Source organism: Sphaerisporangium sp. NPDC049002 (assembly GCF_040649355.1).
GTDB lineage: Bacteria > Actinomycetota > Actinomycetes > Streptosporangiales > Streptosporangiaceae > Sphaerisporangium.
On record NZ_JBEZFH010000111.1, the window covers coordinates 1 to 23,564 of the forward strand.

The 23,564-nt window shown below is 72.3% G+C and carries 18 protein-coding genes and 1 pseudogene; 9 read left to right on the forward strand and 10 right to left on the reverse strand.

Annotated features, from left to right (window positions below; all coding sequences use genetic code 11):
• From AB0B89_RS21735 to AB0B89_RS21745, 3 genes are all read right to left on the reverse strand, one after another.
• Window positions 1–1,034: AfsR/SARP family transcriptional regulator (locus AB0B89_RS21735; RefSeq protein WP_358555594.1), on the reverse strand; the 1,034-nt coding region annotated here is incomplete at its 3' end.
• Window positions 1,035–1,183: 149 nt separating this feature from the next.
• Window positions 1,184–1,642, reverse strand: a complete 459-nt coding sequence (locus AB0B89_RS21740; RefSeq protein ID WP_358555597.1) for a hypothetical protein — start codon at window positions 1,640–1,642, stop codon at window positions 1,184–1,186.
• Between the two features lie 62 nt (window positions 1,643–1,704).
• Window positions 1,705–2,466 (reverse strand): alpha/beta fold hydrolase, encoded by a 762-nt coding sequence (locus tag AB0B89_RS21745; RefSeq protein ID WP_358555600.1) that lies wholly within the window; start codon window positions 2,464–2,466, stop codon window positions 1,705–1,707.
• A gap of 204 nt (window positions 2,467–2,670) precedes the next feature.
• On the opposite strand from AB0B89_RS21745, the gene AB0B89_RS21750 reads away from it, so the two are divergent.
• Window positions 2,671–3,375, forward strand: coding sequence for a lysophospholipid acyltransferase family protein (locus AB0B89_RS21750; protein ID WP_358555603.1), 705 nt, complete (start codon window positions 2,671–2,673; stop codon window positions 3,373–3,375).
• Between the two features lie 30 nt (window positions 3,376–3,405).
• Here AB0B89_RS21750 and hypF read toward each other — a convergent pair whose 3' ends face one another.
• From hypF to AB0B89_RS21770, 4 genes are all read right to left on the reverse strand, one after another.
• Window positions 3,406–5,724, reverse strand: coding sequence for a carbamoyltransferase HypF (gene hypF / locus AB0B89_RS21755; protein ID WP_358555606.1), 2,319 nt, complete (start codon window positions 5,722–5,724; stop codon window positions 3,406–3,408).
• A gap of 4 nt (window positions 5,725–5,728) precedes the next feature.
• Window positions 5,729–6,721 (reverse strand): Gfo/Idh/MocA family oxidoreductase, encoded by a 993-nt coding sequence (locus tag AB0B89_RS21760; RefSeq protein WP_358555609.1) that lies wholly within the window; start codon window positions 6,719–6,721, stop codon window positions 5,729–5,731.
• Window positions 6,722–6,920: 199 nt separating this feature from the next.
• The gene (locus AB0B89_RS21765) at window positions 6,921–8,345 is read right to left on the reverse strand and encodes a rhamnulokinase family protein (protein WP_358555641.1); all 1,425 of its coding nucleotides are present in this window, start codon (window positions 8,343–8,345) and stop codon (window positions 6,921–6,923) included.
• Window positions 8,346–8,480: 135 nt separating this feature from the next.
• Window positions 8,481–9,512, reverse strand: coding sequence for a substrate-binding domain-containing protein (locus AB0B89_RS21770; RefSeq protein ID WP_358555612.1), 1,032 nt, complete (start codon window positions 9,510–9,512; stop codon window positions 8,481–8,483).
• Window positions 9,513–9,817: 305 nt separating this feature from the next.
• Between AB0B89_RS21770 and AB0B89_RS21775 the strand changes: the two genes are divergently transcribed.
• The 7 genes from AB0B89_RS21775 (at window position 9,818) to AB0B89_RS21805 (ending at window position 19,606) form a co-directional block, all read left to right on the forward strand.
• Window positions 9,818–11,311, forward strand: coding sequence for a sugar ABC transporter ATP-binding protein (locus AB0B89_RS21775; RefSeq protein WP_358555644.1), 1,494 nt, complete (start codon window positions 9,818–9,820; stop codon window positions 11,309–11,311).
• A gap of 85 nt (window positions 11,312–11,396) precedes the next feature.
• Entirely contained in the window at window positions 11,397–12,440 is a 1,044-nt protein-coding gene (locus AB0B89_RS21780; protein ID WP_358555615.1) for an ABC transporter permease, read from the forward strand.
• Window positions 12,430–13,494, forward strand: a complete 1,065-nt coding sequence (locus AB0B89_RS21785; protein WP_358555618.1) for an ABC transporter permease — start codon at window positions 12,430–12,432, stop codon at window positions 13,492–13,494. Before AB0B89_RS21780 ends, AB0B89_RS21785 begins: the two co-directional genes overlap by 11 nt.
• Entirely contained in the window at window positions 13,494–14,579 is a 1,086-nt protein-coding gene (rhaS, locus tag AB0B89_RS21790) for a rhamnose ABC transporter substrate-binding protein (RefSeq protein WP_358555621.1), read from the forward strand. The genes AB0B89_RS21785 and rhaS overlap by 1 nt, the downstream gene beginning before the upstream one ends.
• 129 nt (window positions 14,580–14,708) lie before the next feature.
• Window positions 14,709–15,863 carry an L-rhamnose isomerase gene (gene rhaI / locus AB0B89_RS21795; RefSeq protein ID WP_358555624.1) on the forward strand — a complete coding sequence of 385 codons (1,155 nt, stop codon included), beginning with the start codon at window positions 14,709–14,711 and terminating at the stop codon, window positions 15,861–15,863.
• 2 nt (window positions 15,864–15,865) lie between these two features.
• Complete coding sequence (locus AB0B89_RS21800; protein ID WP_358555627.1) at window positions 15,866–17,896, forward strand: bifunctional aldolase/short-chain dehydrogenase; 2,031 nt, start codon at window positions 15,866–15,868, stop codon at window positions 17,894–17,896.
• A gap of 246 nt (window positions 17,897–18,142) precedes the next feature.
• Complete coding sequence (locus AB0B89_RS21805) at window positions 18,143–19,606, forward strand: MFS transporter (RefSeq protein ID WP_358555629.1); 1,464 nt, start codon at window positions 18,143–18,145, stop codon at window positions 19,604–19,606.
• A 14-nt stretch (window positions 19,607–19,620) separates the two neighbouring features.
• Here AB0B89_RS21805 and AB0B89_RS21810 read toward each other — a convergent pair whose 3' ends face one another.
• The 3 genes from AB0B89_RS21810 to mmuM form a co-directional block, all read right to left on the reverse strand.
• On the reverse strand, window positions 19,621–20,931 hold the full coding sequence (locus AB0B89_RS21810; protein ID WP_358555632.1) for an FMN-binding glutamate synthase family protein: 1,311 nt from the start codon (window positions 20,929–20,931) through the stop codon (window positions 19,621–19,623).
• Window positions 20,931–21,668 (reverse strand): hypothetical protein, encoded by a 738-nt coding sequence (locus AB0B89_RS21815; RefSeq protein ID WP_358555635.1) that lies wholly within the window; start codon window positions 21,666–21,668, stop codon window positions 20,931–20,933. The genes AB0B89_RS21810 and AB0B89_RS21815 overlap by 1 nt, the downstream gene beginning before the upstream one ends.
• A gap of 137 nt (window positions 21,669–21,805) precedes the next feature.
• On the reverse strand, window positions 21,806–22,690 hold the full coding sequence (mmuM, locus tag AB0B89_RS21820) for a homocysteine S-methyltransferase (RefSeq protein ID WP_358555638.1): 885 nt from the start codon (window positions 22,688–22,690) through the stop codon (window positions 21,806–21,808).
• Window positions 22,691–22,962: 272 nt separating this feature from the next.
• Here mmuM and AB0B89_RS21825 point away from each other — a divergent pair.
• Window positions 22,963–23,564, forward strand: a pseudogene (locus AB0B89_RS21825) (ATP-dependent helicase); the annotation flags it as partial.

A 23,564-nucleotide genomic window follows, 5' to 3' on the forward strand; every position in this document is an offset into this window, starting at 1 on the left:
TACGGTGAAATTTCGGGAAATCGGCTCGACGCGCTGAAGCCCGCCGTGACCGTGTCGCTGGGGGCGGTCAGGCACGCGGTCAGCTCGGCGATCTGTGTGCCGCGCCCGGTGAAGTCGGCGACGCCGCGCGGCAGGTGTCCCGGCACGACCTCCTGCCGCTGCTCCCCCTGGCCGGAAGGCTGTGCGGGCGCTACAGACGGGTCCGCCGTGGTGTTCGCGGGGGACGGGGTCGCCGAGGAGGCGTCCACCGGGGAGGGCCGTGGGCCGGCGGCTCGCGGCACGCTGGGCCGGGACAGTGACGGGTCCGCCCGCAGTATCGCCTCGAACAGGTGCCGCAGCTCGGCGCCGGGGTCCACGCCCAGCTCGTCGGCCAGGGAGCGTCGGCCCTCGTGGTAGACGGTCAGGGCGTCGGCCTGGCGGCCCAGCCGGTACAGCGCCGTCATCAGCTGGCCGCGCAGCCGCTCGCGGGTGGGATACGCCCAGACCAGCTCGGTCAGCTCGCCGACCAGCTCCACTTCCCAGTTCGCGGCGAGCTCCGCGCTGATCCGCTCCTCAAGGACCGACAGGCGGGTCTGCTCCAGCCGCTCGGCCTCCCCGCGCAGCGCGTTGCCGATGCCGCCGAGGGCCGACCCCCGCCACATGGCCAGCGCGGCCCGCAGCTCCTCGGCCGCGGCGTCATGACGGTCGTCGGCGGCGTGGCGGCGGCCCTCCGCGACCCTGTGCTCGAACGCCCGCAGGTCGAGCTGCCCCGGCTCGGGCCGGATGAGGTATCCCGGCGGCCTGGTCTCCAGCAGGTGATCGTGCCCGGCCCGCACCAGCGCGCGGCGAAGCCCGTACACATAGGTCTGGATCAGCGCGTTGGCGCTGCTCGGCGGACGGTCTCCCCACAGGGCGTCGACGAGGCGCTCACCGGAGACGACCCTGCCCGAGCTGAGGAGCAGGGCCGCCATGAGGGCACGCGGCTTCGGGCCGCCCAGCGAGAGCCGCTCCCCGCGGTGCGACGCTTCAACCGGACCGAGCAGACGAAATTCCAACCGTCCTCCGTGGGCTCCCAGGCCGCCTAGAGGCAAGTGATAGCACTGCCGCCCACGAAACGGAACCCGTTGGGTGCGAGATCATTCGATCATCCGACGCGAAGGGCTCGCCGGTGGTGGGAGAGCCGTCGGTCGCCGGAGGGACGGCCTCAGAGGATCGCGCCGTCGTCCCAGCCCGAGTCGGGAGGCGGCCCGTCGCCCATGCGCACGATCAGCGCGACGAAGCCCCCGATGAAGGCGGCGATGGCGGCGAACACGATCCACCCGTCCATCGGCCAGGACAGGAGCGCGGCGAGCAGCAGGTACGCGGGACCGCCGAACAGCGCGAACCAGGCGATCTTGGTGCCCGCGTCCATCTTCGGGAGCGGCGGCGGGGGAGGCGGGACGTAGTGGTCGCCGTCGTCCTCTTCGGGGGAGGGGGCCGAGGCGGCCCGCTCCTCCTCACGGGTCTCCGCGGGGATCTCCGCCATCACCTGCTGGGGGGCGTCTTCGACGGGGACGTTCTCGCGATCCGGCCATGGCTGGCCGGCCGAGGTCGCCTCGGCGGTTTCGTTGAAAGAGGCGACGATCTGACGCCAGACCTCGTCCTCATCACTCTGGGGCGTCACCGGTCACTTCGATTCGTTCCTCTGCTCATGATGAGGTCGGATCAGTCTTCTCCGCAGCGGGATCAGTCTCTCTGCAAGGGTACCGACGCGTGGGCCCTGATGAAGTCGAGGCTACCCTCGAAAATCTCGGGCGCATCGTTGTCGAGCGTCGCCACGTGGTAGCTGTTCGCGCACTCGCGCACCGTCAGGTTGCCGCCGAGCGCCTGGCGCAGCAGCTCGACGCTCGCCGGTTTCACAACGTGGTCCTCGGGGCTGTGGTACACGAGCACGGGCTGGGTGATGCGGCCGAGCTCCGACTGGACCAGTGACCAGAGCTTCGGGAGCGTGGCCGCCGCCCTGACGGGGGTGCGCGTGTAGCCCACCTCGGTCGCCCCCTCCTTCTTGATGTCGTTCGCGACGCCCGCGACCGACGGGAGTACGAACTTCAGCACGGGCGCGAGCTTCATCAGCGGGACGTCGTTCACGATGGACGGGTTCACCACCACCAGGCCCCGCACCGAGGAGCCGTGCACCTCGGCCAGCCGGAGCGCCATGCACCCCCCGAGGGACAGGCCCATGACGAAGACCTCGGCGCACGTGCTCCTGAGGCTCTCGAAGGCCCTCTCAAGCTCGGCGAACCAGTCTTCCCAGCGGGTGCGGTTCATCTCCTGCCAGGTGGTGCCGTGTCCGGGCAGGCGGGGCACCGACACCGTCAGGCCCGCATCCGCCAGGTAGCGCCCCCAGGGGCGCAACGACTGTGGCGTCCCGGTGAACCCATGGCAGAGCAGGACCCCGACCTGGCCACCTTCGTGCTGATATGGCTCGGAGCCGGGCATGAGCGGCATGTTGGATTCCTCTCCTGATGATGGCTCGCCCGATCGTCGCACGTTCGAGGGCCGTCCCGCGAGATCCGCGAGCCCGGTGTCGCGGTTGGGTGGACGGTGTTGGTTGAAGGTGAGGTGTAGGTGAGGTGCGCCCGGCATGCGAAGATGACGCCACGCGGTTACAGCGGTGTGAACTCAGAGGAAAGCCAGCGAAGGGGTGCCCGAGTGTTCTACTGGGTGGTGAAGGCCATTCTCTCGCCGTTCCTCCATCTGGTGTTCCGTCCCTGGTCAGAGGGCGCCGAGCATGTCCCGAAGGAGGGCCCGTCGATCCTCGCGGGCAACCACCTGTCGTTCGCCGACCACTTCTTCGGCGCGCTTCCGCTGCCCCGCAAGGTCATCTCGCTGGGCAAGGCCGAGTACTTCACCGGGCGCGGTGTGAAGGGGCTGCTGAGCCGGGCGTTCTTCACCGGCGTCGGCACCGTGCCCATCGACCGGTCAGGCGGCAAGGCCAGCGAGGCGGCGCTGCGCACCGGCCTGCGCATCCTGCGGGAGGGCCACGTGCTCGGCATCTACCCCGAGGGCACCCGCTCGCCCGACGGGCGGCTCTACAAGGGCAAGACCGGCGTGGCCCGGCTGGCCCTGGAGTCCCGGGTGCCGGTCATCCCCTGGGCGATGGTGAACACCTTCGAGATGATGCCTCCCGGGCGCAGGTTCCCGAAGCTCGGCATCCGCCCCGGCGTGAAGTACGGCAAGCCGCTCGACTTCTCCCGCTACTACGGCATGGAGGAGGACCGGCTGGTCCTCCGCGCCGTCACCGACGAGATCATGTACGCGCTGATGGAGCTGTCCGGCCAGGAGTACGTCGACAAGTACGCCGCCAGCGCCAAGGTCGAGATGGCCCGCGCGGCGAAGAAGGCCGCACCGTCCTAGCCGTCCTCGGCGGCGGCCGGTCAGGGGCCGTCAGTTCGCCCGGTCCGGTGGTGTGGCTCCCGCCACCGCCACCTGTCCGAGGCTGATGCCCGCGTCGTTGGGCGGCACACGGGAGTGCAGCAGCACCGTGAACCCGCGCTCCTCCAGCAGGGCGGCCGCCCGCTCGACGAGGTAGAGGTTCTGGAACACCCCGCCGGACAGCGCGACCGTGGACAGGCCGGTGCGCTCCCGTACCCGCAGGCAGCCCTCCGCGACGAGCCGGGCGACCCCGTTGTGGAAGCGCGCGGAGATCACCGCCGCCCCGGCCCCCGCGTCCTCCACGACCGCCTCCACCAGATCGAGCCCCACCACCCTGAACGGCCGCTCCCCGTCCGCGCCCCCGGTTCCGGTGGCGGCGGGGTCCAGGATGCGGCAGGGGTACGCCCGCTGTTCGCCGGGGGCGGCGATCCGCTCCAGCTCGATGGCGGCCTGTCCCTCGTAGGTGACCGTGTCGCGGCCCGTCACCAGGGCGGCGACGGCGTCGAACAGGCGTCCTGCGCTGGAGGTCGGCGGCGCGTTGACGCCGCGTGCGGCCATGGCGGCGACGGCGTCCCATCGCCCGGCGTTGCGCTCGCGCACCCCGAGTCCTTCCGGCGCCCCCGCGCCGAGATAGGCGGCGGCCATCCGCCACGGCTGCCGGATCGCCGTCGCGCCGCCGGGCATCGGCACCGGCTCCAGATGCCCGGCCCGCTCGAACCCGGCCAGATCGGCGACCAGGAACTCGCCGCCCCACAGCGTGCCGTCCAGGCCGTACCCGAGCCCGTCGAAGGCCACGCCGATCACCGGCCCGGCCACGCCGTTGTCGGCCATGCACGACGCGATGTGCGCGTGGTGGTGCTGCACGCCCACCAGCTCGACGCCCTCCCGAGCCAGCGCGTACTTCGTCGAGAGGTACTCCGGGTGCAGGTCGTGGGCGACCAGCTCGGGCCTGACGCCGAACAGCCGCTGGAAGTGCCGGACGCCCTCGGTGAACGACCGCAGGGTCTCGAAGTTCTCCAGGTCCCCGATGTGGTGCGACACGAACGCGCGGCGCCCCTCGGCCAGGCAGAAGGTGTGCTTCAGCTCGGCTCCGCACCCGAGCACCGGACGGCGGACCCCTTCCGCGAGGGTCAACGGCGCGGGGACGTAGCCCCGCGAGCGGCGGATCGGCAGCTCCCTGCCCCGGAACACCCGGACGACCGAGTCGTCGGCGCGCGTGTGGATCGGCCGGTCGTGGGTCAGGAAGGCGTCCGCGATGCCGTCCAGGCGTGCGAGCGCCGTGTCGTCGAGGTAGGCGATCGGCTCGTCGGAGACGTTCCCGCTGGTCAGCACGATCGGCTGCGGGAACTGGCGCAGCAGCAGGTGGTGCAGGGGCGAGTAGGGCAGCATCACCCCGAGCGACCGCGCCCCCGGCGCGACCGCCTCCGCGACCCCGCCTTCCGCGATCCCACCGCCGGCGTGCCGGGTCCGGCGGCGCAGGAGCACGATGGGGCGGCGGCGGCCGGTGAGCAGCCGTTCCTCGTCGGGGTCGATGGCGCAGAGCAGGCGGGCCGCCGCCAGGTCGGGCACCATCAGCGCGAACGGGCGCTCCTCCCGGTGCTTCCTGGCGCGCAGCGCCGTGACCGCACGCTCCAGGTCGGCGCGGACGGCCAGGTGGTACCCGCCGATCCCCTTGACCGCGAGGAGCCGTCCCCGCCGCAGCAGGCGGGCCGCCTCCCGAACGGGGTCGCCCGGGATCTCCTGCAGCGCGCCGTCGACCAGTCGCAGGCGCGGGCCGCACGCCGCGCAGCACACCGGCTGGGCGTGGAACCGCCTGCCGGCCGGGTCGTGGTACTCCTCCGAGCACGCGTCGCACATCGCGAAGGCCGCCATCGTGGTGCCTGCCCGGTCGTACGGAGAGGCCCGGACGATCGTGAAGCGCGGCCCGCAGGCGGTGCAGTTGATGAACGGGTAGCCGTACCTGCGGTCGGAGGGGTCCTCCAGCTCCCGCAGGCAGTCGGCGCAGGTGGCGACATCGGGGGAGATGAGGGCCCGCCCTCGGCCCGCGCCCGTGCTCGGCGCGATGCCGAACCCGGGTTCGCCCGTGACGGGCACCTCCCGCGAGGTGACGCGGTCGACGATCGCCAGCGGAGGCGGCCGATGCCGTACGGTCTCCAGGAACTCGGCAACGGCGGTGGAGACGCCCTCGACCTCGATGAACACGCCATGCTCGTCGTTGCCGACCACTCCGCACAACCCCAGCCGCGTCGCGAGCCGGTGGACGAAAGGGCGGAATCCCACCCCCTGGACGACACCGTCGACCCGGATCTCGGCACGGACGCTAGGGCTCACATGATCAGTCTCCGGCGGGCACCGGCGACAGGCAACGAAGGCGCGCGACGTGCCCCCGCGCCTCCTCGATCAGGCGCATCATGGCGAGGCTGTCCGAAAGCGGCATGACGGCGCTTTCTGTGCGGCCCTCGGCCAGGGCGTCGCGCACCTCGCGGAGCTCCCCGGCGTACCCGTCATCGGACGCGGCGATCACGTGCTCCTCCGGCTCGCCGGAGGAGCCGTGCAGGACCATGCGCGTGGGGGCGAAGAAGGGGGCGTCGAGGTCGGCGCGCAGGATCGTGCCGGTCACCGAGGCGGTGTTGGCCAGCGGGCCGAGCAGGGAGGTGTCCAGCAGCGCCCGCGCGCCGTCGTTCCAGGACATCAGCAGCCCGGCCTCGGCGTCGACCCCGGATGGCGACAGGGTGCCGGTGACGGTCATCGCGCCGGGCTCGCCGAGCAGGAGCTGGGCCAGGCCCATCGGGTAGATGCCGAGGTCGAGCAGGGCCCCGCCGCCGAGCGCGGGATCCCATAGCCGGTGCGCGGGGTCGTAGGCCATGGGGAACCCGAACGACGCGGACACCGACCTGAGCGTGCCGAAGCTCCCGTCGCGTACGAGCCCGTGCAGCCGCGTGACCAGCGGGTTGAACCGCATCCACATGGCCTCCATGAGGAAGACCCCCGCCTCGCGCGCCAGCTTCACCATGCGCTCGGCGTCGGCGGCCGTGGCGGCCAGGGGCTTCTCGCACAGCACCGCGCGCCCGGCCGCGATGGCGAGCTCCGCGACCGGCAGGTGGTGGGAGTGCGGCGTCGCGACGTACACGACGTCGACCTCCGGGTCGAGCACCAGCTCCTCGTACGAGCCGTACGCGCGGGGCGCCTCCAGCTCGCCGGCGAGCCCGCGCGCCCGGCCGAGATCGCGGGAGCCGACGGCGGCCACCCGCATGCCCGGCTCCCGCGCGATCACCTGTCCGACCGTGCGGGCGATGCCGCCCGTGGCCGCGATACCCCACGACAGCACGAAAGCTCCTTCCAGGCGCGGCCGCCGCCGTACGGTCCGTACGGGCTCGGCGCGCTTCGCTTGTCCGGGTCCAGAATGCACGTACCTTTTGCCCGGGAGATACCTCTTCGCGGTCACCTGTGTCCCGGCGGCCTGCCTTCCAGGCGCGGTCCGGCGGTCCAGAGCGCAAGCAGTCCAGAGGTCCAGGGGCTTCTGGGGCCTAGGGGACGGGCAGGCGGTCGGCGGCGGCGGACCAGAGGGACCGGTCGCCCCGCGGCTCGTACGCGGTGATGGGCTCGCCCCGGCGTACGAGCTCGCGGATGTCGGTGACCACGCCGTGGGCGCGGGCCTGGACCAGCGCGTTGCCGAGCGCGGCGGCCTCCACCGGCCCGGCCAGCACCGGAAGGCCCGTGGCGTCGGCGGTCATCTGGCAGAGCGGCCCGTTGCGCGCCCCGCCGCCGACGATGTGGATCACTTCCACGTCGTGGCCGCTGAGGCGCGCGGCGTCGCGCACGGCACGCCGGTAGGCCAGGGCGAGGCTTTCGAGCACGCAGCGGACGATCTGCGGCTCGCCGGTGGGGGGACGCTGGCCGGTGCGCTCGCAGTAGGCCGCGATGCGCCGGGGCATGTCGCCGGGAGGCAGGAAGGAGGGGTCGTCGGGGTCGATCAGCGCCGCGAACGGGCTCGCGCGCTCGGCGGCGGCCAGCAGTCGCGGCAGGCCGGGGTCGCCCCAGGCACGCAGGCACTCCTGGAGGATCCAGAGCCCCATGACGTTGCGCAGGTAGCGCGTGGTGCCGTCGAGGCCGCCCTCGTTGGTGAAGTTGGCCTCGCGGCTCTCGTCGGTGATCACCGGCGCGGGAAGCTCGACGCCGACGAGCGACCAGGTGCCCGAGGAGATGTAGGCGAACCGCGGGGTGGCGGCGGGCACGGCGGCCACGGCCGAGGCGGTGTCGTGGGAGGCCACCGCGACCACGGGCACGGGCTCGCCGCCGTTCCCGATCTCGGCGGCCACGTCGGGACGCAGGACTCCGGCGGGGGAGCCGGGCGGGCGCAGATCGGGGAAGATCTCGCCGGGGAGGCCGAGGCGGCTCATGAGCGGGCGTGCCCAGTCGCCCGCGCGGACGTCGTACAGCCCGGTGGTGGAGGCGTTGGTGGTCTCGGCGCCGATCGACCCGGTCAGCCAGTAGGTGAGCAGGTCGGGGATCATGAGCAGCGTCCTCGCCCGCGCGAGGGCCTCGCGGTCGGCCAGGAGCTGGTAGACGGTGTTGAAGGGCAGGAACTGCAGGCCGCTCACCCCGTACAGCGAGGCGGCGCCCAGCTCGGCGACCACCCCCTCCATGACCCCGGAGGTGCGCTCGTCGCGGTAGTGGACGGGGTTGCCGAGCAGCCGGCCGGAGGAGTCGAGCAGGCCGTAGTCGACCGCCCAGGAGTCGACGCCGATGGAGTCGACCGGGCCCGCCTTGCGCAGGCCGTCGAGAACGCCCTGGTAGAGGGACAGGATGTCCCAGTGGAGGGTGCCCGACGCCCGGACGGGCCGGTTGGCGAACCGGTGGACCTCCCTCAGCTCGACCCCGCCCGCGTGGATCCGCGCCGTCATCACCCGCCCGCTGGAGGCCCCGAGGTCGACGGCCGCGACCGTGCTCACCGCCACCTCACCACCTCGCGAACACGCCGGACGCCCCTATGAACCCGCTGAACCTGCTGAACCCGCTGGACCCGCTGAACCCGCTGGACCCGCTGGACCGGATCAACCGGCGGCCGTGCCGCGCGCGGGCTCATGTCACTCGCGCCGGGTGGACTCGCGGGCCACGAGCTCGGGCTGGAACATGATCTGCTGGTGGGCATGGCTCTCCGGGTTGTCGCACTCGTCGAGGAGAAGCTCAGTGGCGATGCGGCCGAGCTTGTAGGTCGGCTGGCGGATCGAGCTGAGCGACACGGCGGAGGCGGCGGCGAAGTCGATGTCGTCGTAGCCGATGAGGGCCACGTCGTGGGGCACGCGCACGCCCGCCTGGAGCAGCCCGCGTAGCAGGCCGAGGGCGAGCAGGTCGTTCGCGCAGAAGATCGCGTCGGGGAGGAGGGGCCCGCCCACCAGCTTCTCGGCCGCCCGCTGCCCCGCCCTGGCGTTCATGGCGGGCATCTCGACGACCTCCAGGGCGGACGCGGGGTCGAGCCCCGCCGCCGCGATCGCCTGCTCGGCGCCGCTCATGCGGTCGAGGCACTGGCGGATGGTCAGCGGACCGGTGACGAACGCGAGCCGGGCGGCCCCGCCGTCGAGCAGGTGGCCCGCCGCCGTGCGCCCGCCGGTGATGTCGTTCACGGCGACCGAGCACTGGTCGGGACGGTGGGCGGGGTGGTCGACGAGCACGACGCTGATGCCGCGGTCGCGGATCACGTCGAGCCGGCCGGGATCCTCGTCGGAGGGCGTGATCAGCAGGCCCCGCACCCGCTGCTCGGCGAAGACGCGCAGGTTGCGCTCCTCCTTCACCCGGTCTCCCGAGGAGTTGCCGAGGATCACGGCGTAGCCCAGCTCACTGGCCATGTCCTCGACGCCGGCCGCGACGTCGGTGAAGAACGGGTTGCCGATGTCGATCACCGACAGGCCGATGGTGCGGCTGTGGCCCGCGCGCAGCGTGGACGCCGAGCCGTGCCGCACGAAGCCGAGCTCCCTGATGACCTGCTCGACGCGCGAGCGCGTCTCGGCCGCCACCTTCTGGGGCCGGTTGAGCACGTTGGACACCGTGCCGGGCGAGACCCCGGCCTGCGCGGCGACCTCTTTGATACTCACCGTGCTTCCGGTGCTCCCCGTGGTCATCCGTACTCCTTCTGTGGTCGGCGTTTATTAAAACGTGCCAGCGGCGGCGCGCACCAGGCCTCGTACGAATATCGCACAGAGGACGCGGGACCGGTGCCGGGGAAGCGGCGAGGAGCCCGGTAACGCTCTGGAAACAGCGACTTCACCCCCCATTGACATGGTCGCCGGACCGGCCGTAGCGTCCGGGCAAGGCCATTAAAACGTTTTTGGCTCCGCATGCCAAGCGCCAGGGAAGGGGCGGGTCTGTGAGGGATCCGGGCGAGGTCGAGGCCCCGGGGGGGCCGGTCTCCGGCGCGGCGCCGCCGGTGCTCGCACTGAGGCAGGTCAGCAAGTCGTTCGGCGCGGTCCGCGCGCTGAGGGAGGTCTCGCTGGAGCTGTTCGCCGGCGAGGCCCACGCGCTGGCGGGGGAGAACGGCGCGGGGAAGTCCACCCTCGTCAAGACCCTGACGGGCGTCCACCGCCCCGACGAGGGCGAGGTGCTGCTCGACGGCGAGCCCGTGGAGTTCGGCGGCCCGGCCGCCGCGCAGGACGCGGGAGTGGCCGTGATCTACCAGGAGCCCACGCTCTTCCCCGATCTGTCCGTCGAGGAGAACATCTTCATGGGCCGCCAGCCGCGCGCCCGGTTCGGCCGCATCGACCGGCGCGCCATGCGGCGCGAGGCCACCGGGCTGTTCCGGCGCCTCGGCGTCGCGCTCGACCCGGGCAGGCCCGCGCGCGGCATGTCGATCGCCGACCAGCAGCTCGTCGAGATCGCCAAGGCGCTGTCCCGCGAGGCGCGCGTCCTCATCATGGACGAGCCCACCGCCGCGTTGTCGGGCAACGAGGTCGCCCGGCTGTTCACCGTCGTCGAGGCGCTCAGGGGGCAGGGCTGCGCGGTGCTGTTCATCTCCCACCGGCTCGACGAGATCTTCGAGCTCTGCCAGCGCGTCACGACCCTGCGCGACGGCGCCTGGGTGGCCAGTGAGCGCGTCACCGGGCTCACCCCCGACGACCTGGTGAGGCGCATGGTCGGCCGCGACCTCGACACCCTCTACCCCAAGCAGGAGACCACGCCGGGCGAGGTGGCGCTGACCGTCAGCCGTCTCACCCGCGAGGGCGTGTTCACCGACGTCTCGTTCGAGGTGCGGCGGGGCGAGATCGTCGCCCTGGCGGGCCTGGTCGGGGCGGGCCGCAGCGAGGTCGCCCGCGCGATCTTCGGCGTCGACCGCTGGGACGCGGGCTCGGTGCGCGTCGGCGGGCGCCGCCTGCCGGCCGGGAGCCCGGCAGCCGCCATGGCCGCGGGCCTCGCGCTCGTCCCGGAGGACCGCCGCCAGCAGGGCCTAATCATGGATCTGTCGATCGAGCGCAACATCGGCCTGACCGGCCTCAGGAGCGTGCGGCGGGGCCCGGTGATCTCCCGGGCCGCCGAGCGCGACCGGGCGCGCGACTGGGCCACACGGCTCCAGCTCAAGTTCACCCGGCTCGGCGACGCGGTGAACGTCCTGTCCGGTGGCAACCAGCAGAAGGTCGTCCTGGCCAAATGGCTGGCCACCGACCCCGCGGTGCTGATCGTCGACGAGCCCACCCGGGGCATCGACATCGGCACCAAGGCCGAGGTGCACCGGCTGCTGTCCGAGCTGGCCGGGCGAGGCATCGCCGTCCTGATGATCTCATCTGACCTGCCGGAGGTGCTGGGCATGGCCGACCGCGTGCTCGTCATGCACGAAGGACGGCTCACCGCGGAGATCCCGCGTGAGAGGGCCACCGAGGAAAGCGTCATGTCGGCCGCCACCGGCCGCGCCGCGGGGGCCGCCGCGTGACCGCCCCGCGAACCGGCCGCCAACGGCCGCGCCGCCTGACCACCCCGCGAACCGGCGGCTCAGGAGCGGGCGCGGAGGGCGTCGCGTGACCGCCGTCACGGCCGGCGAGGGGCCGGCGGCGGAGCGCGGCGCCCGGAGCCTGGTCGAGCTGGTCCTGCGGGCACGCGAGCTCAGCCTGGTGGCCGCCATCGCCGTCCTGGTCGTCGTCACCGCCGCCGTCAACCCGAACTTCCTGTCCGGCCAGGGCGTGACGGACATCTTCCTCAACACCTCGATCCTGGCGCTGCTCGCCGTGGGGCAGTCGCTGGTCGTCATCACCAGGAACATCGACCTGTCCGTGGGGTCGGTCGTCGGGCTGGTCGCCTTCTCCACCGGCGAGTTCCTGGCCGCCGACCCCGGCGGGCGGGGCGTCGTGGTGGCGCTCGTCCTCGGCGTCGCGACCGGCGCGGCGTGCGGGCTGCTCAACGGCCTGCTGGTGAGCTTCTGCCGCGTGCCCGCCCTGGTCGTCACCCTCGGCACGCTGTACGTCATCCAGGGCCTCGACCACTACATCGCCCACGGGCGGCAGATCAACGCCGTCGACCTCCCGACGGCCCTGCTCGACCTCGGCAACGAGGGCGTGCTCGGCGTTCCGTACCTCCCGGTCATCACGGTCGTGGTCATGCTGGCCGTCGGCTACTACCTGCGCTCCTATCCCTCCGGGCGCGACTTCTACGCCATCGGGTCGAGCCCCGAGGCCGCGCGCCTCGCCGGGGTGCCCGTACGGCGCCGCGTCCTGGCCGCCTACCTGTTCAGCGGCGCGCTCGCCGGTCTCGCCGGGGTGCTGTGGCTCGCGAGGTTCGGCACGGTCGTCGCCGACTCGGCCCGGGGCTGGGAGTTGCTCGTGGTCAGCGCCGTCGTGGTGGGCGGGGTGGCCATCGTCGGCGGCGTCGGCACGGTGTACGGCGCGGTGCTCGGCGCGGTGCTGCTGACGACCATCGGCAGCGCCCTGGTCGTGCTGAAGGTGAACTCTTTCTGGCAGCAGGCGCTCACCGGCGCGCTGCTGCTGCTGGCCATCACCGTCGACCGGGTGCTCGCGGTGCGGGTCACGCGGCTGCTGCGCAGGAGGAGCGTCCGCCATGGCGCCTGACCTGATGACCACCGCCGGCAGTGACACGGCGCCCCGTCCCCCGGCCGCCCGGTCCGCGCTCGGCCGGTTCGCGCGCTGGGACGTGCTGGTCACCGCGCTGCTGATCGCCGTGTTCCTGGCGGGCGCGGCGGGCTCGCCCGACTTCGCCGGCGCCGGCAACCTGTCGTTCGCCCTGGGGGACCTCGGCGAGATCGCGCTCATCGCGCTCGCGATGACGCTCCTGGTCGTGGCCGCCGAGGTCGACCTCTCCGTGGCGTCGGTCCTCGGGCTGTCGAGCGCCCTGCTCGGCGCCCTGTGGGACGGCGGCTGGGCGATCGAGACCATCATCCCGCTGGTGGTGGTCGTGGGCGCGGTGTGCGGGCTGGTGAACGGCCTGCTGGTCACCCGGCTCGGCCTGCCCTCGCTCGCGGTCACGATCGGCACGCTCGCGCTCTACCGGGGCCTCGCGTACGTCGTGCTCGGCGACAGGGCGGTGGCGGAGTTCCCCCAGCGGTACACCGACCTGGTGACCGGCGACGTGCCCGGCACCCCCGTCCCGTACCCCGTGGCCCTGTTCGTCCTCCTCGCGATCGTCACGGGCGTCGTCCTGCACGCCACCGGGGCCGGACGGGCGCTGTTCGCGATCGGCGCGCAGGAGGAGGCGGCCTTCTTCGCCGGCATCCGGGTCAAGCGCGTCAAGCTGGTGCTGTTCGTGGTCTCCGGCACGGTGGCGGCCTTCGCCGGCGTGATCTTCACGCTGAGGTACGGCAGCGCCAGGGCCGACAACGGCTTCGGCGTCGAACTGGCCGTCATCGCGGCCGTGCTGCTGGGCGGCGTCGACTTCGACGGCGGCAAGGGCACGCTCGGCGGGGTCATCGCCGGCGTGCTGCTCATCGGGCTGCTGCGCAACCTCTTCATGCTCAACGACGTGGCGACCGAGATCCAGTCGATCGTCACCGGCCTTCTCCTCATCGTCTCGGTCCTCACCCCGCGCCTCGCGGCGGTCCTGCGACAACGACGCCGCTCCCCGTCTTCGCGCACCCCCCGCACCTCCACGGAAGAAGGAAATCGATGATGACGAACTCTTCACGGCGGTTCGCCTCCGCGGTCCTCGCCACGAGCGTCCTGGCGCTCGGCCTGGCGGCCTGCGGCGGCACCACGAAGGACTCCGCCACGTCGTCCGCGCCTGCGGCCGCGCCCCCGGCGTCGTCGGCCAAGGCCGACCCGAACGCGCCCGTCAAGCAGGGGCTGAAGCTGGCCTTCCTCCCCAAGGCGATCAACAACCCGTACGAGACGATCGTCGACAACGCGGGCATCGAGGCGGCCAAGGAGTTCTCCGGCACGGCCAAGGAGGTCGGCCCCTCCGACGCGTCGGCGTCGTCCCAGATCTCCTACATCAACACGCTCACGCAGCAGGGCCAGGACGCGATCCTCATCGCGGCCAACGACGCCAACGCGGTGTGCGGCCCGCTGAAGCAGGCGATGGGCAAGGGCATCAAGGTCGTGGCCTACGACTCCGACGCCGCCAAGGAGTGCCGTGACATCTTCATCAACCAGGCCAGCTCCGAGGAGGTCGGCCGCAGCCAGGTCAAGCTGCTCGCCGACATGATCGGCCACAGGGGCGACATCGCCATCCTCTCGGCCACCGCGAACGCCACGAACCAGAACACCTGGATCGAGTTCATGAAGGACGAGCTGACCAAGCCCGAATACAAGGACATGAAGCTCGTCAAGGTCGCCTACGGTGACGACGAGGACCAGAAGTCGTTCCAGCAGACCCAGGGTCTTCTGCAGGCGTATCCCGGCCTGAAGGGCATCATCTCCCCGACCACGGTCGGCATCTCGGCGGGCGCCCGCTACATCTCCGGCTCCAAGTACAAGGGCAAGGTCGTGCTGACCGGGCTCGGCACGCCGAACCAGATGCGCAAGTTCGTCAAGGACGGCACCGTCCAGAAGTTCGCCCTGTGGAACCCCAAGGACCTCGGCTACCTGGCCGCCTACGCCGCCGCCGCGCTGTCCTCCGGGCAGATCACCGGCGCCGAGGGCGAGACCTTCAAGGCCGGCAAGCTCGGCGAGAAGACGATCGGCGAAGACGGCGAGATCATCCTCGGCCCGCCTTTCACCTTCGAGGCCTCCAACATCGACCAGTTCGACTTCTAGACCTCACCCAGAACCACCGTGTACGGCTCGCGCGGGGCGCCGTCCTTCGTGGAGCTCGAAGGCGGCCGTCCCGGCGAGGGCATGTTCACGCTCGACGGAGTTTTCCATCTCGACTGATCGGGGACCCTCATGGCAACGGACATCAAGGCGGAGCTGCGACGGCAGCGCATCGAGACGCCCTCCTGGGCTTATGGCAACTCGGGCACCCGGTTCAAGGTGTTCACCCAGAAGGGCGTGCCGCGAGATCCGTACGAGAAGCTGGCCGACGCGGCGCAGGTGCACCGGTTCACCGGCGTCGCCCCGGCCGTCGCCCTGCACATCCCGTGGGACAAGGTGGACGACTACGCCGGCCTGGCCCGGTACGCCCGCGAGCTCGGCGTCGGCATCGGCGCGATCAACTCCAACGTCTTCCAGGACGACGACTACATGCTGGGCAGCGTCACCAACCCCGACCCGGGGGTGCGGCGCAAGGCGCTCGACCACCTGTTGGAGTGCGTCGACATCATGGACCTCACCGGCTCCAGCACGCTCAAGCTGTGGTTCTCCGACGGCACCAACTACCCCGGGCAGGACGACGTCCGCTCCCGCCAGGACCGGCTCGCCGAGGCGCTGGCGGCGGTGTACGACCGGCTGGGCGAGGGGCAGCGGTTCCTGCTTGAGTACAAGCTGTTCGAGCCAGCCTTCTACGTGACCGACGTGCCCGACTGGGGCACGGCGTACGCGCACTGCCAAAGGCTCGGGCAGAAGGCCCAGGTGGTCGTGGACACCGGGCACCACGCCCCGGGCACGAACATCGAGTTCATCGTGGCGTTCCTGCTGCGCGAGGGGAAGCTCGGCGGGTTCGACTTCAACTCCCGCTTCTACGCCGACGACGACCTGATGGTGGGCGCGGCCGACCCGTTCCAGCTCTTCCGCATCATGTACGAGGTGATCAGGGGCGGCGGCTACGCCGAGCACATCGCGTTCATGCTCGACCAGTGCCACAACATCGAGGCCAAGATCCCCGGCCAGATCCGGTCGGTGATGAACGTCCAGGAGGCCACGGCCAAGGCGCTGCTGGTCGACGGCGAGTCGCTGGGGAAGGCCCAGTCCGAGGGCGACGTCCTCGGCGCCAACGCCGTGTTCATGGACGCCTACAACACCGACGTGCGGCCGCTGCTCGCCGGGCTGCGCGAGGAGTCCGGCCTCGATCCCGACCCGATGGCCGCCTACCGCCGCTCGGGGTACGCCGAGAAGATCGTGGCCGAGCGCGTGGGCGGCGCGCAGGCCGGATGGGGGGCCTGACCATGACCACCGGACCCGTCGACGAGCTCCTGCGGCGGGCGCACGCCCTCGGCGCCGACCCCCGCAACACCAACTACGCCGGGGGCAACGCCTCCGCCAAGGGCACCGCGACCGATCCCGTCACCGGGGAGGGCGTCGAGCTGATGTGGGTCAAGGGCTCCGGCGGAGACCTCGGCACGCTGACCGAGGCGGGACTGGCCGTGCTCAGGCTCGATCCGCTGCGCTCGCTGACCCGGGTCTATCCCGGGGTCGAGCGCGAGGACGAGATGGTCGCGGCGTTCGACCACTGCGCCTTCGGCAGGGGAGGCGCGGCGCCGAGCATCGACACCGCCATGCACGGGCTCGTCGACGCCGTCCACGTCGACCACCTCCATCCGGACGCCGGCGTCGCGATCGCGACGGCGGCCGACGGCGAGGCGCTCACCCGCGAGATCTTCGGCGGCCGGGTGCTGTGGGTGCCCTGGCGGCGTCCGGGCTTCCAGCTCGGCATGGACATCGCCGCGCTGAAGGAGGCCGACCCCGGCGCCATCGGCGTGGTCCTCGGCGGCCACGGCATCACCGCCTGGGGCGACACGAGCGAGGAGTGCGAGGCCCGGTCCCTGGAGATCATCCGTACGGCCGAGCGTCACATCGCCGAGCACGGCCGGCCCGAGCCGTTTGGCCCGGTGATCCACCAGCCGCTCCCGGAGGGGGAGCGGGCCGAGCGCGCGGCGGCGCTGTTCCCGGTGATCAGGGGGCTGTGCTCCACCGACGCCCGCCGGGTGGGCCACTTCACCGCGACCCCCGAGGTGCTCGACTTCCTGTCCCGCGCCGAGCACCCGCGCCTGGCCGCCCTCGGCACCTCCTGCCCCGACCACTTCCTGCGTACGAAGGTCGCGCCGCTGGTCGTCGACCTGCCGCCGGGCGCGCCGCTCGACGAGGTCGTCACCCGGCTGCGCGAGCTGCACGCCGCCTACCGCGAGGACTACCGCGCCTACTACGAGCGGCACGCCGTCCCCGGCTCGCCCGCGATGCGCGGCGCGGACCCGGCGATCGTGCTCGTGCCCGGCGTCGGAATGTTCAGCTTCGGCAAGGACAAGCAGACCGCGCGCGTGGCGGGCGAGTTCTACGTCAACGCGATCAACGTCATGCGCGGCGCCGAGGCGCTGTCGGGCTACCGGCCGATCGAGGAGTCCGAGAAGTTCCGCATCGAATACTGGGAGCTGGAGGAGGCCAAGCTCAGGCGGCTGCCGAAGCCCAAGCCGCTGGCCACCCGCGTGGCGCTGGTGACCGGGGGCGGTTCGGGCATCGGGGCGGCCACCGCCCGCAGGCTGGCCGCCGAGGGCGCGTGCGTCGTGGTGGCCGACCGCGACCTCGGGTCGGCGGAGAAGGTCGCCGCCGAGCTGGGTTCGAGCGACGTGGCGATCGCCGTCGAGGCCGACGTGACCTCCGAGGAGCAGATCGGCGCGGCCGTGCGGCGGGCCGTCCTCGCCTTCGGCGGGGTCGACCTGGTGGTCAACAACGCCGGGTTGTCGCTGTCGAGATCGCTGCTGGAGACGACGGCCGCCGACTGGGACCTCCAGCACGACGTCATGGCCAGGGGCTCGTTCCTCGTCTCCCGCGAAACCGCCCAGGTCATGATAAATCAGGCGATGGGTGGAGATCTGATCTACATCTCCTCCAAGAACTCCGTGTTCGCGGGCCCGGACAACGTGGCGTACGGCGCGGCCAAGGCCGACCAGGCCCACCAGGTCCGCCTGCTCGCCGCCGAGCTGGGCGCGCACGGCATCCGCGTCAACGGGGTGAACCCCGACGGCGTGGTCCGCGGCTCCGGCATCTTCGCCTCCGGCTGGGGCGCGAACCGCGCGGCCGTGTACGGCGTGCCCGAGGAGCGGCTGGGCGAGTTCTACGCCCAGCGCACCCTGCTCAAGCGCGAGGTCCTGCCCGAGCACATCGCCGCCGCCGTCTTCGCCCTCACCGGGGGAGACCTGTCCCTCACCACCGGCCTCCACATCCCCGTAGACGCCGGCGTCCCCGCCGCCTTCCTCCGCTGACCCCTCCCCCGGACCGCCGGATCCGCACGCGAGCGCGGTCCGGGCCCAGGTCCTGGCACGCGAGCGTGGTCCGGCCCAGTCCTGGCACGCGAGCGTGGTCCGGGCCCCGGGTCCTGGCACGCGAGCGCGGGCCAGGGCCCCAGGTCCCGCCCGGTGGGACGAACCCGAGGACCCGGAGCATGTCGTGATCTAAAAGGCTATGTATCGTTCATAGGTCACGGTGATCGACTTTCGGAGGCCCGCCAAGTGACCGAAACACCCTCGTCCGGCGGGGTTCCCGTCACCGTGAAGGGGCCCGGACTGGTGGTCTCGGTGCTCGCGCTGTGCGGCATCGTCGTGTCGCTGATGCAGACCATCGTGGTGCCGCTCATCCCCGATCTGCCGCGGCTCCTCCACACCTCCGCGTCGGACGCGTCCTGGGTGATCACCTCCACGCTGCTGGCCGCCGCCGTCTGCAACCCCGTCAGCGGCAGGCTCGGCGACCTGTACGGCAAGCGGCGCGTGCTGCTGACCAGCCTCGGGCTCATGGTGATCGGATCGGTGGTCTGCGCCCTGTCCGCGGGCCTGGTCCCCGTGGTCATCGGGCGCGTGCTCCAGGGGTGCGCGATCGGCGTGATCCCCCTTGGCATCAGCATCATGCGGGACGAGCTGCCGCCCGAGAGACTGGGCTCGGCGATGGCCCTGATGAGCGCCACCCTCGGCGTCGGCGGGGCGATCGGGCTGCCGCTCGCCGCGTTCATCGCCCAGCACGCCAACTGGCACGCCCTCTTCTGGATGGCGGCCCTGGTCGGGGCGCTGGACCTGCTGCTGGTCGCGTTCGTCGTCCCCGAGTCGCCGCTGCGCGCGGCCGGGCGGTTCGACGTCCCGGGGGCCATAGGGCTCACCGCCGGCCTGATCTGCCTGCTCCTCGCGATCACCAAGGGTGGTGACTGGGGCTGGGGAAGCGGGCTGACCCTCGGCCTGTTCGCCGCCGCCGTGGCGATCCTGCTCCTGTGGGGCCTGATGGAGCTGCGCGTCCGCGACCCGCTCGTCGACTTGCGGACCACCGCCCGCCGCCAGGTCCTGCTGACCAACCTCGCCTCGGTGGTCATCGGCTTCGCGATGTTCGGGATGTCCCTGGTGCTGCCCACGCTACTCCAGGCCCCGAGGGCGACCGGGTACGGGCTCGGCCTGTCGCTGGTGGAGGCGGGACTGTGCCTCGCGCCCGGCGGCCTGGTGATGATGCTCCTCTCGCCGCTGTCCGCCCGCGTCTCGCGGCGATGGGGCCCCAAGGTCGCGCTGCTGCTCGGCACGGTGGTGATCGCGGCCGGGTACGCCGCCACGCTCGGCCTGATGCACTCCGCCTGGCAGGTCGTCATCGGCTCCTCGGTCATCGCCGCCGGGGTTGGCCTGGCCTACGCCGCCATGCCCGCGCTGATCATGACCTCGGTGCCCGCGTCGGAGACCGCCGCCGCCAACGGGCTGAACGCGCTCATGCGCTCCATCGGCACTTCCGCCTCCAGCGCCGTGGTCAGCGTCGTGCTTGCGCACATGACCGTCTCTCTCGGGGCGATCGTCCTGCCCTCGCTAAGGGGGCTCCAGGTGGCGATCATCATCGCGGGAGGGGTGGCCATCGTGGGCGCGCTGATCACCAACTTCATCCCGGGGCGCGGGCGGCCCGCGCGGCCCGGCGGTGCGATCTCCGACGACCTGGCCCGCTCCACGGGCTGACCCGCGGGGCCCGGCTAACCGGTGACGCCGGGGATCCAGGAGGTGCCGGCGAGGGGGACGCGGGCCATCGCCGCCGCCTCCACGGTCAGCGCCACGAGGTCGCCCGTGTCGAGCTGGTGGACCGACGACTTGCCGCACGCCCGGGCGAGCATCGTCGTCTCCATGGCCAGGGCGCGCAGGTAGTTCGCCACCCGCTCGGCCCCGAAGTCAGGGTCGAGGCGGTCGGCCAGCATGTCGTCCTGCGTGGCGATGCCGACCGGGCAGCCGCCGGTGTGGCAGGCCGTACAGGAGCCGGGCACGGTGCCGAGGGCGCGGTACCCGAGGCTCACGTCCGCGCCGGTGTCGTCGGAGCTGGAGTTGCACCCCAGCGCGATCAGCGCGGCGACCCCGACGGACACGGCGTCGGCGCCCAGGGCGAGCGCCTTGGCCACGTCCGCGCCGCTGCGGATGCCTCCGGAGACGACGAGCTGGACCTCGTCCTCGACCGACAGCCGGCGCAGGGTGTCGGCCGCCAGCCGGGTGGCCGCGAGCGTCGGGATGCCGGTGTGCTCGATGAAGACGTCCTGCGCGGCGCCGGTGCCGCCCTGCATGCCGTCGACCACGATCACGTCCGCGCCCGCCTCGACCGCGTACCGGACGTCCGAGGCGACCCGGGTGGCGCCGATCTTCACATACACCGGGATCCGCCAGGACGTGACCTCGCGCAGCTCCTCGATCTTGATGCGCAGCCCGTCCGGCCCGGTCCAGTCGGGGTGTCGGCTCGCGGAGCGCTGGTCCACGCCCTCCGGCAGGTCGCGCATGAACGCCACCGGGGTCGTGATCTTCTGCCCGAGCAGCATGCTGCCGCCGCCCGGCGTGGCGCCCTGGCCGAGCACGATCTCGACGGCGTCGGCCGAGCGCAGGTGGTCGGGGTCGAAGCCGTAGCGCGAGGGCAGGCACTGGTACACGAGCGTCTTCGCGGCGTCGCGCTCCTGCGGGGCCATGCCGCCGTCGCCGGTCGTCGCCGAGGTGCCGGCCAGGGTCGCCGCCCGGCCGAGCGCCTCCTTGGCCCCGGCCGACAGCGCGCCGAACGACATGCCGGCGATCGTGACAGGGATGTCCAGCACGACGGGCTCCTCGGCGTACCGCGTGCCGAGGACCGTGCGGGTCTCGCACCGCTCGCGGTACCCCTCCAGCGGGGCGGGGGACAGGCCCGCCGTCAGGATGAGCAGGTCGTCGAAGCTTGGGACGGCACGTCTGGCGCCCCCGCCCCGGACCTCGCACCCCCCGAGCCTCGCCCGCTCCTGGATCTCCGCGATGGCCCGGGGAGAGAAGGTGTGGCTCATCAGAAAGTCCCGTGGTCGTGGCTGTGGAGTTGGTAGAGCCGCCGTGTGGAGACGACCTTGGTGATGTCGGCGGGGGAGACGTGGTCGAACCCGCACCCTTCGGCGAGGAGCTTCACGAACGTCACGTCGTGCTCGGTGATCTCTTCGATCGCGGCGTCGGCGCCGAGGCCGGTGATCTTCCCGCCGACGTAGACCACCGCCTCGTACAGCGAGTCCCCGAGGCAGGGGCCGGCGTCGCCCCCGATCAGGATGACGCCGGACTGGGCGAGGACCCCGCAGTACGCTCCGGCGTTCCCGCCGATCGCCAGCGTCGCGCCCTTGAGCGAGATGCCGGCGCGCGAGGAGCAGCCGCCGTCCACCACCACGACCCCGCCACGGGCGGAGGCCGCCACGCTCTGCCCCACCGAGCCGCGTACGTGGACCTCGCCGGACATCAGGTTCTCGGCCACGCCGCACCCGGCCGGGCCGTTCACCGTGATCCGGGCCCGCTGGCCGAGGCCGCCGGGGTAGAACCCCGCCGGGCCGTCGATCTCGACCCGCACAGGCGCGTCCAGCCCCACCGCCAGGTTGTGGCGCCCGGCGGGGTTGACCACGACGGCCCTGCCGTACGGCAGGGCCTGAAGCGATCGGTTGATCTCCCGTGTGCTCATGGCGGCGGCGTCCAGCGTCACCTCGGCATCGGGGAGACCTCCTTGCCTTCCTGCCTGCCGGCCAGGCGGATGAGGCAGGGACGTCATCGCGCCTCCTGTTGACAGCCGTGGATCGGTGTCTGTCAGGAGTGAACCGTGAGAATGTTGCCGGTGTGGTGCTCGCGGATGACCACGGTGTTACCGGCGGGCCACTATCCCGTCCCGGGTCTCCCGGGAGAGGGGGATCAGCTCAGCTGTGCCCGGATCTGGCGGATGTGTTCCGGGGTCGTACGGCAGCAGCCGCCGATGAACGAGGCTCCCGCCTCCCGCCACTCCCGGGCCGCGGCGCCGAACTCCACCGGGTCGGCGAGCCCGAGCCAGCGGTGGTTCTCCGGGTCCCAGTTCTCGCCGGAGTTCGGATAGACCGCGATGGGGGACCCGGTGACGCGGCTCATCAGGCTCTTGACGTGGCTCGGCGCGGTGCAGTTGATCCCCACGGCCACCACCTGCGGATTGCCGGCGAACAGGGCGGCGCACTCCTCCAGCGGGGTCCCGTCGTTGACGCGCTCGCCGTCCCTGCACGAGAAGCTCACCCAGGCGTTGACGTTCGGGGTCGCCTCCAGCAGGCGCGCGATCGCCCGTGCCTCCGCGAAGGAGGGGATCGTCTCGCACGCCAGCAGGTCGGCGCCGCTGTCCGCCAGCACGTCCCAGCGGGGCCGGTGCCACTGGTAGAGGCCGTCCTCGTCCAGGTCGTAGTCGCCCGTGTACTCCGCGCCGTTGGCCAGGTACGCCCCGTACGGCCCGATGCTGGCCGCGACCATGCCCCCGCCCGCCTCGTCCCGCGCCTCCTTCGCCAGCTCGACCGACAGCTGCATCAGGGCCTGCGCCTCGTGCTCCACGCGCCCCCGCCGCACGAACGCGGCGAAGCTGGCCTGGTAGCTGGCCGTGATCGCGACGTCGGCGCCGGCGGCGAAGTAGTCGCGGTGGGCCTGGAGGATCGCCTCGGGATTCTCCATGAGCAGCTTGGCCGACCACAGCTCGTCGCGCAGGTCACAGCCCAGCGCTTCGAGGTGCGTGGCGAGGCCGCCGTCAAGGATCACAACTTCGGTCTCATCGGGCTGGGAACTCACCCATATACCCTATGTGGGGTCAGATCAGGCGGTAGCCACCCGATGCCATGAAATCTTGCGGCCGTCCTCACGACGACGGAACGCCCGCCCCCACAGGGGATCCGGGCACGCGCGGACGCCCGCGGGGAACCTCCCGCCCGCTCGCGGCGCGGCCACGGCCCGCCGGGACCGGTACCGTGCAGGGGCGGGAACGAGAGTCCGGCGACACGTAACGAAGCCGCGGCGGTGACCGATCTCGCAGGGGTCCGACGGCGGCAGGCGGGGGTGGTCGAGTGCTCGTTGTTCACGGTGCCTGGACGGACGGCGGGCTGGCGCTGTGGGCCGAGGACACCACGCCGCCCGGCGAACCCGCCTCCCGCGACGGGCACCGCGCGCACCCCTTCGCCGCCCCGGCGGCCACCATCGCCTCGGCCCTCGGGCACGCCGCCGCCGGCTCCGTGGCCACCGAGCTGACCCTCCAGCTTCCCGGCTCGCCCAAGGGCCCGCTGCCCTCGCCGGAGTCGGGCCTCCAGAGCACGGCGCGCTCCCCGAAGATCTCCGCCTGGCGCGTCCCCGCGCTGCTCTTCGGTCCCACCGGGGCACTCGGGCTGCTGGGCACGCTGTCCGATCCGCCCGCGGGCGCCCCCGGAGCGCCCGAGTGGGGGCCGGGAACCTCGCTCCGCTATCTCGCGGTCGTCGCCGAGCACGCCCGTACGCTGGTCGCGCGCGGCCGGGTGCTGCCCCAGCTCGTGATCGAGGACGGCGTGCACGCCGCCCGCTGGCGTCCCGTGCTCACCGGCGTGGACGCGACCGCCTTCCGCGACCCTCGGGCTCGGCACGTACAAGCTGCGGAACGGCCACAGGGGCGTGAACCAGCCGGTTCAGGACCGCCGCA

What these genes read in the sequence shown, in the direction of transcription:
- AB0B89_RS21800 (WP_358555627.1), top strand. Translation starts at nt 15,866, where the DNA reads ATGACCACCGGACCCGTCGACGAGCTCCTGCGGCGGGCGCACGCCCTC.
- AB0B89_RS21770 (WP_358555612.1), bottom strand. Translation starts at nt 9,512, where the DNA reads ATGACCACGGGGAGCACCGGAAGCACGGTGAGTATCAAAGAGGTCGCC.
- AB0B89_RS21810 (WP_358555632.1), bottom strand. Translation starts at nt 20,931, where the DNA reads ATGAGCCACACCTTCTCTCCCCGGGCCATCGCGGAGATCCAGGAGCGG.
- rhaI (WP_358555624.1), top strand. Translation starts at nt 14,709, where the DNA reads ATGGCAACGGACATCAAGGCGGAGCTGCGACGGCAGCGCATCGAGACG.
- AB0B89_RS21745 (WP_358555600.1), bottom strand. Translation starts at nt 2,466, where the DNA reads ATGCCGCTCATGCCCGGCTCCGAGCCATATCAGCACGAAGGTGGCCAG.
- AB0B89_RS21785 (WP_358555618.1), top strand. Translation starts at nt 12,430, where the DNA reads ATGGCGCCTGACCTGATGACCACCGCCGGCAGTGACACGGCGCCCCGT.
- AB0B89_RS21815 (WP_358555635.1), bottom strand. Translation starts at nt 21,668, where the DNA reads ATGACGTCCCTGCCTCATCCGCCTGGCCGGCAGGCAGGAAGGCAAGGA.
- rhaS (WP_358555621.1), top strand. Translation starts at nt 13,494, where the DNA reads ATGACGAACTCTTCACGGCGGTTCGCCTCCGCGGTCCTCGCCACGAGC.